This is a genomic window from Sphingopyxis sp., from assembly GCF_036402335.1.
In the GTDB taxonomy this organism is placed as follows: domain Bacteria; phylum Pseudomonadota; class Alphaproteobacteria; order Sphingomonadales; family Sphingomonadaceae; genus Sphingopyxis.
In genome coordinates this window covers 1-9,286 of the sequence record NZ_DASWTD010000337.1, presented here as the reverse complement: position 1 = coordinate 9,286, position 9,286 = coordinate 1, and the positions used below count along the sequence as shown (strand labels likewise).

Below are 9,286 nucleotides of genomic sequence, written 5' to 3'. Positions count from 1 at the left end.
TCCGGATCGATCATAAAACCGGCCGAAACATCTGCTCCGAGACCACCGAGAAACAAGCCGAAATACTCTTTCCGCAAGCGCGCCTGTTTAAAGTTGAATCCATAAAGCGGGACCAAGATCTGGGCAATATCGTTGATCTGGTCGAGATGGATCCGAAAACCCACATCCCCGGGGACGAGGTCCGAAACATAATGACCGGACGTGTGGAAACCGACTGGTTTCAGGCTCAACAGGCAGGCGCCAAACCGTAGCGCTTGACGCGTCCGCCGTTTAGAGCGCGGACTGCTGCGTGATCTTTTCGCGGAGGCGCCAACTAATCTTGCTATGAAGCCCCTGGACGACCCTCCGGCGCGGGATTACGTCGAGCGTCTCCGTGCCGTCCTCGTTGACGTGATGGCGCGGACGGCCCCCGCACCAGAGTGGCTGTGAAGGAATGCGGCCTTTGCAGGTCCACGTCTGGGCGTCGTCACATGAGGCAGGATGTTGCCGCCGTCGGATTGGATCTGCAAAGCTCGACGGGACCGGCGTAAGGCTGATGATCAGCGGCACCCCGGACGGCGGGGATGACGAAGAGAACAGTCAACTCCCCCTTTCTGATTAGATTTCCAATCGGAGCGCTACGCGAACGCAATGTCCGCTATTAGGGCCGCTTCCCGACCACGTTTATGTCCAAGATAGGCGCAAAGCTGCCCACACCTTCGGGTAGCTAGTTCAAAACCGCAACGCCGATCAGCGCGAAAAATAGCCCCAAAAGAAGTCCGCCCGTAGCTGCCCAGGCCACCCACCAGTCCTGCTCGTCGTTCGATCGCTTCTGCTTGATCATGCCCTCGACCCGGCCAAGCGAGCGCGCCAGCGCGTCGCGCGCCTCCACAAGGATCTTGTGGTCGTCAGCCCGGTAGGTGATCAATCCTTCGTGCATCTCGGCAGCGATCGTGAGTGGCGTGAGCCGCATTGCCGGCTTCTCGTTGATGCTCTCGAGTTGCTTTTCCATCCGGCCGAGACGCGACGCCATGTCGCGCAGGGTGAGTGAGTAGTCGGGAATCTTGTCTTTGGCAGCTGTGAGACCTTGGATTGCGGTACGCTGCAAGGATATTTCCTCGCGGAGTCCCTCAAAGGCTTCGGCGGCATCGGTGGGCGGCGGCGTGCTGGCTGGTTTCTCGGTCATGGACGCAGCCTACATCCCTATCCCCATGCCGCGTCCACGGCCTAGACTTAGCTGGAGATCCTGAGACAGCGTTTTCGTGCTCATAACGTTCAGCCCGAGCTGGGCGCGGCGATTCTGGAGTAGCGACTCGAGCTGCGGATCGCGGTGCAGACTCTTCGCCATGTCGTTGAGATTGGCGCGCGCCGCGTCGCGCGCGGCGTAGGTCGGTGCATCTTTCGCCCGCGCGCTCTCCTTCTTCCATGTCGCAACGAACAGATCGGCCCGCTTCTCGGTATCGGCGGCAAGCCGGACGCGATCGCGCGCAGCACGTTCGGCGGCTGCACGCTCGGCAGCGCGGCCGGCGTCTCGGCGATCCATCTCCGCCATAGCGCCTGCGGTCCGACCCTCCGCCGCTTCCTTCGTCAACTGGTAGCTCTTCCCGAAAGCCTCGCGCAGATCGCTCGCACCCCCGGGGCGCAGCGCATCGAGTTCCGCCCGGGCCGTGCGATAGGCATCGAGCTCGTGCGGCAGTTCCTTTCCGCCGGCTCGCCGAACATCGACGATCTGCTTCGTGATGCCCGCGAAACGCTCGACCGCCTTGTCGAGCGGCGAGCGCGACGGCTCGACATCGATCGATCGGGCGCTGATGCGGACGTCGGCAAGCTTAACCCGGCGCTGCCGTTCGGGCGGCGCGGAGTCCGGCGCCTCGCGCGAGACGCTCAGCTTGAGCCCGTCGAACATGCCGCGCTTGGGCTCGGTCGACTTCGCGGGCGTCGGTGCCCGATAATCGCTTGCCATATCCTTGCCGCGCTCGCGCGAGGCGGCGCGCACGAGCTTGTTCCGGGTCGCAAAATCGTCGCGGCCATAATATAGATCGACCTGCTCGCGATGCCTGGACAGCGCGACGTAAGTCGAGTGGCTGTCTACCCCCTGCGTCGCGAGCACCTGGACCCGGTCGACGGTCATGCCCTGCGCTTTGTGGATGGTCGCGGCATAGCCGTGATCGATATGGGCATAGTTCTTCAGATCGAACGCGACGCGCCGCCCGTCGTCGAGCGTCACCGCCATGCGCGCCGGGCTCACGCTTTCGACGCTGCCAAGCGAGCCGTTCTTCACGCCGAGATCGCGTTCGTTCTTCAGGAACATGATGCGGTCGCCCGACGCAAACGCGCGTTCGCCGCGCTCAACGGAGAGCGCGACCTCATTGCCGAGCGGCCCGCTCGCCTTGAGGCGCTCGCGCACAGCGCCGTTGAGCTGCTCGCGCTCATCATTGGTGTGGGTGAGAATAATCCTGCTGGCGTCGGGATATGCCTGCCGGTCACGATCCCACGCATCGACGAGTTCCGCGCGCGCGGCGTCGCGCGTATCGGCCGCATGGACAAAGCCGGCCTCGGCATAGCGACCGATCGCCTCGCCCGTCCTTCCCGTCGCCAGCTCGCGCGTCGCCTCGCGCTGCCATTCTTCCTGCTGGCGGCGAATGTCGATGATCTCGACGGCACCGTGTCGCTCGGCCGCGGCGCGGAACGCTGCGCCCGCCTCGATCGCCTGAAGCTGCTGCGGATCCCCGACCAGCACGACCTTGGCGCCTTGGCGTTCGGCTTCAGACACGACGCGTTCGAGCTGGCGCGTGCCGACCATGCCGGCCTCGTCGATGACGAGGATGTGTTTGTCGGTCAGCCGTTCGCGATCGTTGGCCCATTGGTGCTCGAGGCTGGCGAGCGTGCGCGAGCCGATCCCCGAGCCATGCTCGAGCCCTTCGGCCGCGATGCCGGACAAGGCTGCTCCCTGTACCTGATAGCCCGCCGTCTCCCACGCCTCGCGGGCGACACCGAGCATCGCGCTCTTCCCCGTTCCGGCATAACCGATGACATTACTGACGCCGCGTGCCGATGTGACATGTTCGAACGCTCCGCGCTGCTCGGCCGAGAGCTCGAGCCCGCGCGCCGACGCGCCCGCGAGCGCCCGTTCGCGATGGCGCTCGGCAACAGCGTGATTGCGCCGCGCGTCGAGCGTCGCCGTCGCGCGTTCGAGCCGTTGTTCGGTTTCGACCATCGATCGCGAGGTGAAGCGGTTCTCGCCGCGCCCGTCCTTACCGAGCGCGACCAGATCGGGTGACGATTTGACCGCCGCCATCACCGCATCGAACTGATCCTTCCCGTCGCTCTGCCGATGCACGAATATGGCGAGGTCGCGGTTCGTAAATGTCGCCTGACGGTGCGTGATCGCGTCGAGCGCGATCGATGGGTTGGCGATGATCTTGCCACCGTTCGCGCGGGCAATCTCGATATGCTCGCCGGCCCGGTCAGCTTCCAATCCTTCCGCCGCCATGCGCGACGCGGCAGGGCCGATCTTGTGCCGTGGTTCAAGGTCGATCCCCTGTGCTTTGAGTGTGCGGTGATCGACGCGCGCATCGATGTCGAGCCCGGCGAGCCGCTCGTTCACATGTTCCGCCCACGCTTCGCGCCAGTGGGTGAGAAGCTCGGTGCGGTTCCACTCGCGCACCTTGGCGCCGAACTCGGCTGATCCATCTTCTCCAATGCGGATCTCGCGCATCGTCAGCATCACATGCGCGTGCGGCCGCGCCAGCCCATCGGCACCGATGTCCCAATGGACATTGAGATCGGCGATCATGCCGCGCTCGACGAACTCGCGCGCCACGAAGTCGCGCGCCAACTCGATCCCCTGCGCCTCGGTCATCTCGCGCGGGATCGCGAACTCGACCTCGCGGGCGAGCTGCGCGTCTTTGCGTACCTCCGCCGCCTCGACGTCATTCCAGAGCTTCTCGCGGTCGCGCCACTCCTCGAGCGCACCTTCAGGGAGCAGCACTTCGCTGTGCACGACGCCGGCCTTGTTCGAGAAGTCATGGCTGCGACCAAGCCGCTCGTCGTGCAGTCGGTCGGCCGAACGATAGGCTGCGGCTGCCACCGCGCTGCTGCCGGCGGCGCGCGAAATAACCTTTGCCGAGAAATGGTAGATCGCCATGAGGGCGCACCATTTACAGCAAAACGGGCACGTCGGCACGACGTATAAGCGCGCCCTTCCCGAATAAAATCCGGGCAGGGACTAGGCGGTGTCACGACGTCCCGACGACTCTACTGCATCACCAGCGTCCTTCTTCTATCATGGCTGCATCGTCACTCAATGGAGACTTTGCGATGCGTAAGCCACGGGATTTTGATTCGGAACTGCAAGCGCTCGCCGACAAGGCAAAGCTGCTCAAGGAACGCCGTGTTCGCCAACTCGGCGAACTCATCATCGCGACCGGCGCCGATGCGATCGACACCGACATGCTCGCCGGCGCATTGCTCGGCGCGGTGGCGATGAAGGATCCAAACACGAAGGAGGGCTGGCGCAAGGCGGGCGCGGGCTTCTTTCAGCGCTCGGTACGCAGGTCTGCGGCGCGACCTGAGCATCAGCCGGAGGGCACTCTACCGCTCTCGGGCGGCGGGGCATCGGCTTGAAGCACGAAAGGCGCGGACTGACATGCGCGAATGGGTTGTTAAACGCCGTGAGCGAACGCGCCAACTGGTTGAACTGGGCGGCCTCGTCGTTAAGGCCGAACTCGTCGAACTGACCGACGACGATCGCGCGGTGCTCTTCGGGTTGCTTGTCGATGCGGCAGCAAAGCTACGCGGTGACGAACGCGAACAGCATTTGCGGCTATGGCGCCGACGCGGCCGACGGGCTTTCGATCCCTGAGCATCCGGTTTCCAATTGCGTTCTCACCCGCCGTCCGGGAGGCTTGGCTTCGCAGAAAGCGAATCCTTTCGGCGGAAACCTAAACTCGGGAGAAACATGATGCTGAAATCTTACCGCAAACTTGTCACCGCGTTCGAACGCAATCGCAGAAAGCCCAAGAAATGGACGCGACAGCCGACCTGGCTGCTTTGCTTCTTCAGCGCCGGCGCATCAACGGTTGCCGCCTTTTACGCCTACGCATTCGCAAAATTTGCGCCGGGCCTCGTCGACGCCGCAAACGCCATGTCCGCCGAACAATGGGCCAGCGCGCCGGTCCTGATTGCCATGCTCGCACTCGGCAGTTGTGCCGGCTTGGCGTGGTATTATCTTCAGTTGGCACGCAAGCCGCTAAAAGCCTTGAGCGCCCGCTTGTTCAAGGACTGATTGACCCTTTGGTGTGCGGGATATCGCGTGGCGGCGGCATATGTCGGCATTACGCTTTTCGGCATGGTCCTCCTCGGGCCGAACGGCGACTGTGCTCGATCAACACGCCGGTGCGACAGCCCGAGATTCGCCGCTATTTCTTACGGCGCGGTCGCCAACCGCATTGCCCCTTGGTGCCGAGTCCGATCGCCTTCGCGAGCACGCGGCGCTTCTCAGGATAATTGGGCGCTACCGTCGGGCATGTGGACCAGTCGAGGAAATGGCGGTCGCCATTCCCGGCGCAAGGTGTCGCGGATCGCGGGCAATCGGCTATTGCTACGCCAACGTTATCCGGCGGCGCCTGTCACGAAGGCGATGAACTCGCCAGCGCGCGTCCCGGCGAGAAAGATCGCGGCGGCTGCGGCCAGCGTCAACAGGGCCAAGCCTGCGCGAGTCCTTGACAGGCGTTTGATGAAATCCAGATCCATGCCTTCATGGATAGCTGCCGATCGCGGCACCGACAATCTTTTGGCGATAAAGTTGGTGCTGGAATTGAGGACAGGGAAGACTCGACCGCGCTGCTGGCATTCACCGCAAAGTCGTTGCCTGACAATGGCCTCCGATGCCATGAGCGCGCCATGACGCGGGAACTGACCGACACCATTCTCCGGGTGGTCGAGCGCGCGCCGCAGTGGATCAGGCGCGATCTCGATGCGAAAGACCCGGTTGCACGCATCCGTGCCGAGGAATCGCTCTCGGCGATGATCGCTGATGCGCTCGACCAGCAAGCCGAAACGACCGCCTGACCAGCGATCCTTTCCGCGGCGTGTGCCGATGGAGGTGAAGCATGGCTGATTACGAGATTGTCGCCGTCCGTCAGGCGGGAGGCAATATGCGCACGCACCACGTCGACGCGGTGCAGGTCGGCACCAGCCTGTTTCTCGTCGACCAGATCATCGATTGGATCAGCGATGGAACGCATCGCTTTTGGGTGCATTTCGGGAACGAGGAGGTCGACGTCATCGTCAGGCAAAATGAATCGTCGGGGCAGCCCTATCTTACGACCAAAGGGGGAGGCTTTCCGCCGGTCATTCTCCTCACCTTGCCGCGTGCTTGAACCGCGCCGCCTCCATGCCTGCTTCTGGCAGACGCGCAGGCTGACCGCAGGATGTGTCCGGCTGGAAAGGATGGCGTATGGGCAAATATGACGCCCTTGGTGTATTCCTGCGCCGGTGGGCCGTTCGCAACGGCGGACAGGAAGTGGAACTCACGCTCGCACAGATCGAGGGCCTGATCGGAGCGCCGCTGCCCAAGGCCGCAGCCAATATAGCTTGGTGGTGCGATGACCGCTCCGGCGTGCAATCACGCGCCTGGCTCGACGCCGGTTTCGAGGCGCGGCTGATCGAGCAAGAGGAGTTCGTCATCTTCGGGCGATGCAACATACGACCGCGAAGGTGACGACCGGCTCGCGGATGGCCGTCAGGCTGGGTCGGGCTTGACGAGTTCGTCCCCTATACCAAAGTCAAGAACAGCAATCCAAGCTGACATCGTGAAGTACCGGAGGTGAACCGCCTCCAGTCCTGATTACTTCTTGTTCCAGATAGAGCTTTCGGTGGCCTCGCGACCGGTAAGGATCGTCGATGCGCGCGACCGGCAGGCCGACACCAAGGTCTGACGGTTATTTCGCGCGGCGCGTGATGGTCTTCTTACGCCCGCGGCCGCGGCCCTTGGTGCCGAGACCGATCGCCTTCGCCAGCACGCGGCGCTTCTCGGCATAGTTCGGCGCGACCATTGGGTAATCCTTCGGCAGCTTCCATTTGGCGCGATAGTCTTCGGGGGTCATGCCGTAATGCGTCATCAGATGGCGCCGCAGCATCTTGAGCTTCTTCCCGTCTTCGAGACAGACAATGTAATCGGGTTTCACCGATGCGCGGATCGAGACGGCCGGCTCCTGTTTGACTTCCGGTTCTTCGGCACTGCCAAGACCTGCAAGCGCATCATGCACCGATCGAATGACGAGCGGAATATCCGATATGGCAACGCTGTTGTTGCTGACGTGCGCCGCGACAATATCGGCCGTCAGCGTGACGAGCATTTCCTGATCTTCCATCGTAATCTCCATCGCTTTCTCGCAGTCCCCGAAATATTCGCCAGTCATTGACATGCACGCATCTTGCCGTTGCTTCAAGGATCGGAGTTCCGAGGCGGACACAGGGAACCAGCGCGCCGCCGGCGCGTTGCATCGGCGATCACATTCCTGGTTTCCAAGTGACCCTTACCGAACCTGCCCCGCCGACCGGCGGGGCATTTTGCAGGGCAACGAAGTGGCACGAGATGGCCTCGCTCCAATCTCCCCGCGAGCGAGGTCGAAGGGTTCTGTCAGGGGGCGGGACCCTTCATTGCTTCCGCCGGGCGGGCGAAAGCGAACGGGCGGCGCGAACAAGGGATCAGCTATGTCGCGCCGCCCTTCGTGATGCCGCCGGTTGTGGGGGGTAAGGAGGCAGGCGGCATCCGAATTGCGATGCCGCTATCGTCCGATACAATGGTTAACCAGATATTGATTTCCAAGCCGGTTTGCGACGAACCGCACCCCGGCCTGCCCCATTCTCCATCAGCGCGCGTAATCTATCGGCCAGTAACAGGCACGCATGGCGTGCCCGCTTCGAGGGTGGTGCGGCAAGCGGTGTATCGATCCCTTATCCGTAAAGCGCGGATCGGATGATCTCCCATCGCCATTCGAACGACAGCCGTTTCACCATGAGGTTGAAGCGAATGCGTGAGGCCAGCGACGGATAGGTCTCGCCGAGGATCGCATACCATGCCTGCTTCCGGCGTCGTTTGACACTGGCACGGCTGATGCCAAGCCGCCGAGCGATCTCTTCATAGGACCGGCCATAATGATGGAAGAGAACCCACACCTGCTGGGTAAGCTCGGGTTGGTCGAGCAGCCGTCCCGGAACCTGCACCATGTCGGCCATCTCCTTCCCATCGGCTTCGGCCACCGTCATCGGCTTTTCCTCCGGCAAGGGGCGCCGCCGTCGGCAGTACTCCGCATAGCCGTGCGGGTAGAGATGATCGGGAACGAGGCGGTCGGCCAGCCATTCGTCGAACGGTTGCCAGCCCGCGCATCGGAGCGCGTCGTTGACGCGCCACAGGCGGTCGCGCCGACGCCGGCGCCACGGTCCGACAAAGCGCCATTGATCGATCGTGGCAACATCGGCCCGGCGCGACCGCGCGACTGTCGTGCGTAGCGCCGTCGGCAACTGTGCGACGAGGAACACCGCCGCCGCTTCCTGATCGGCTGCGATGTCGGCAATCGGATCGGGCCACGCGATGTCGCCCGGATAGCCGCTTTCGGCGAAAGCGGTCGCGATCGATTGCCGATAGTCGCGCTGCAACCGCGCCTGCAAGGCGGCGGTCGCCGACCTCATGTCGGGCACCGGGTCTGTATAGCAGACGTGCGCTCGAACGATCGCGCGCGCGTCGGCAAGGCAGGCGTTGATGATGTCGCTATCCGTCCCAAGCTCCTCTGCCATCGCGCCGATTTCGACGCCGTAGAAGTTATGGAGCAGGAACAGCGCGCGCGGGAGCGCGGGCAGGCTCAATATCGCGGTGCGGCGGCGCTTGTCGGTCATGATCAGCGCCTCACCATTGCGCCGCGATGGCCACGCGGCAGAGCGCGAGCGCGCGCATCATATGGTAATCGACGGTCTGAATGCAGACGCCAAGCTCGGCGGCGATTTCCTTGTAGGTCAGGCGGCGGACGCGGTGCATCACGAAGACGCGACGGGTCTTGGGTGGCATCGCGCGAACGGTACGCCGATAGAGGCGCTGCAAGTCGATCGCCTCGATCCGCCGTGTCTGTTCGGGCGGCGTCGGCGGGATACGGTCCTCGTCGAGTGGAAAGAAGATCCGCTGGCCGCGCTGTTTCCGGCGGGAGCGATCGATCAGCAGGTTGCGGGTGATCCGCGACAGATAGGCGGCCGGATTTTCGAGGCGTTCAAGCGCCCCGCTGCCGAGCAACCGTGCGAACACCTCCTG

At 63.4% G+C, this 9,286-nt stretch carries 13 protein-coding genes; 7 read left to right on the top strand and 6 right to left on the bottom strand.

Annotated elements, in window-relative coordinates:
- Positions 1–251 (top strand): hypothetical protein (locus VGD20_RS10425; protein WP_331134380.1); only part of this gene is annotated, 251 nt, incomplete at its 5' end.
- Positions 252–706: 455 nt separating this feature from the next.
- Here the strand turns inward: VGD20_RS10425 and VGD20_RS10420 are convergent.
- Positions 707–1,165: a hypothetical protein gene (locus VGD20_RS10420; protein WP_331134379.1), complete on the bottom strand. Its 459-nt coding sequence runs from the start codon at positions 1,163–1,165 to the stop codon at positions 707–709.
- A gap of 9 nt (positions 1,166–1,174) precedes the next feature.
- Positions 1,175–4,126 carry a Ti-type conjugative transfer relaxase TraA gene (traA, locus tag VGD20_RS10415; protein WP_331134378.1) on the bottom strand — a complete coding sequence of 984 codons (2,952 nt, stop codon included), beginning with the start codon at positions 4,124–4,126 and terminating at the stop codon, positions 1,175–1,177.
- A gap of 173 nt (positions 4,127–4,299) precedes the next feature.
- On the opposite strand from traA, the gene VGD20_RS10410 reads away from it, so the two are divergent.
- The 3 genes from VGD20_RS10410 to VGD20_RS10400 all read left to right on the top strand — a co-directional run bounded on the left by VGD20_RS10410 (position 4,300) and on the right by VGD20_RS10400 (position 5,266).
- Positions 4,300–4,605, top strand: coding sequence for a conjugal transfer protein TraD (locus tag VGD20_RS10410; protein WP_331134377.1), 306 nt, complete (start codon positions 4,300–4,302; stop codon positions 4,603–4,605).
- A 22-nt stretch (positions 4,606–4,627) separates the two neighbouring features.
- On the top strand, positions 4,628–4,843 hold the full coding sequence (locus tag VGD20_RS10405; RefSeq protein ID WP_331134376.1) for a conjugal transfer protein TraD: 216 nt from the start codon (positions 4,628–4,630) through the stop codon (positions 4,841–4,843).
- A 96-nt stretch (positions 4,844–4,939) separates the two neighbouring features.
- Positions 4,940–5,266, top strand: a complete 327-nt coding sequence (locus VGD20_RS10400) for a hypothetical protein (protein WP_331134375.1) — start codon at positions 4,940–4,942, stop codon at positions 5,264–5,266.
- A 326-nt stretch (positions 5,267–5,592) separates the two neighbouring features.
- Here VGD20_RS10400 and VGD20_RS10395 read toward each other — a convergent pair whose 3' ends face one another.
- Positions 5,593–5,874, bottom strand: a complete 282-nt coding sequence (locus VGD20_RS10395; protein WP_331134374.1) for a hypothetical protein — start codon at positions 5,872–5,874, stop codon at positions 5,593–5,595.
- A 9-nt stretch (positions 5,875–5,883) separates the two neighbouring features.
- Here VGD20_RS10395 and VGD20_RS10390 point away from each other — a divergent pair, with 9 nt between their 5' ends.
- From VGD20_RS10390 to VGD20_RS10380, 3 genes are all read left to right on the top strand, one after another.
- Positions 5,884–6,051, top strand: coding sequence for a hypothetical protein (locus VGD20_RS10390; protein WP_331134373.1), 168 nt, complete (start codon positions 5,884–5,886; stop codon positions 6,049–6,051).
- A 41-nt stretch (positions 6,052–6,092) separates the two neighbouring features.
- Positions 6,093–6,362, top strand: coding sequence for a hypothetical protein (locus VGD20_RS10385; protein WP_331134372.1), 270 nt, complete (start codon positions 6,093–6,095; stop codon positions 6,360–6,362).
- 77 nt (positions 6,363–6,439) lie between these two features.
- Entirely contained in the window at positions 6,440–6,703 is a 264-nt protein-coding gene (locus tag VGD20_RS10380; protein WP_331134371.1) for a DUF7662 domain-containing protein, read from the top strand.
- A gap of 220 nt (positions 6,704–6,923) precedes the next feature.
- Here the strand turns inward: VGD20_RS10380 and VGD20_RS10375 are convergent, their stop codons facing one another.
- From VGD20_RS10375 to VGD20_RS10365, 3 genes are all read right to left on the bottom strand, one after another.
- Positions 6,924–7,367, bottom strand: coding sequence for a MucR family transcriptional regulator (locus tag VGD20_RS10375; protein ID WP_331134381.1), 444 nt, complete (start codon positions 7,365–7,367; stop codon positions 6,924–6,926).
- A gap of 574 nt (positions 7,368–7,941) precedes the next feature.
- A complete protein-coding gene (locus VGD20_RS10370; protein WP_331134370.1) occupies positions 7,942–8,880 on the bottom strand; it encodes an RNA polymerase sigma factor in 939 nt (312 codons plus the stop codon).
- A 10-nt stretch (positions 8,881–8,890) separates the two neighbouring features.
- The coding region (locus VGD20_RS10365; RefSeq protein WP_331134369.1) for a sigma-70 family RNA polymerase sigma factor at positions 8,891–9,286 on the bottom strand (396 nt) is incomplete at its 5' end.

Excerpts from the sequence above, each read along its gene's own strand:
- VGD20_RS10420 (WP_331134379.1), bottom strand. The coding sequence starts at position 1,165 with ATGACCGAGAAACCAGCCAGCACGCCGCCGCCCACCGATGCCGCCGAA.
- traA (WP_331134378.1), bottom strand. The coding sequence starts at position 4,126 with ATGGCGATCTACCATTTCTCGGCAAAGGTTATTTCGCGCGCCGCCGGC.
- VGD20_RS10410 (WP_331134377.1), top strand. The coding sequence starts at position 4,300 with ATGCGTAAGCCACGGGATTTTGATTCGGAACTGCAAGCGCTCGCCGAC.
- VGD20_RS10405 (WP_331134376.1), top strand. The coding sequence starts at position 4,628 with ATGCGCGAATGGGTTGTTAAACGCCGTGAGCGAACGCGCCAACTGGTT.
- VGD20_RS10400 (WP_331134375.1), top strand. The coding sequence starts at position 4,940 with ATGATGCTGAAATCTTACCGCAAACTTGTCACCGCGTTCGAACGCAAT.
- VGD20_RS10395 (WP_331134374.1), bottom strand. The coding sequence starts at position 5,874 with ATGGCATCGGAGGCCATTGTCAGGCAACGACTTTGCGGTGAATGCCAG.
- VGD20_RS10390 (WP_331134373.1), top strand. The coding sequence starts at position 5,884 with ATGACGCGGGAACTGACCGACACCATTCTCCGGGTGGTCGAGCGCGCG.
- VGD20_RS10385 (WP_331134372.1), top strand. The coding sequence starts at position 6,093 with ATGGCTGATTACGAGATTGTCGCCGTCCGTCAGGCGGGAGGCAATATG.
- VGD20_RS10380 (WP_331134371.1), top strand. The coding sequence starts at position 6,440 with ATGGGCAAATATGACGCCCTTGGTGTATTCCTGCGCCGGTGGGCCGTT.
- VGD20_RS10375 (WP_331134381.1), bottom strand. The coding sequence starts at position 7,367 with ATGGAGATTACGATGGAAGATCAGGAAATGCTCGTCACGCTGACGGCC.
- VGD20_RS10370 (WP_331134370.1), bottom strand. The coding sequence starts at position 8,880 with ATGACCGACAAGCGCCGCCGCACCGCGATATTGAGCCTGCCCGCGCTC.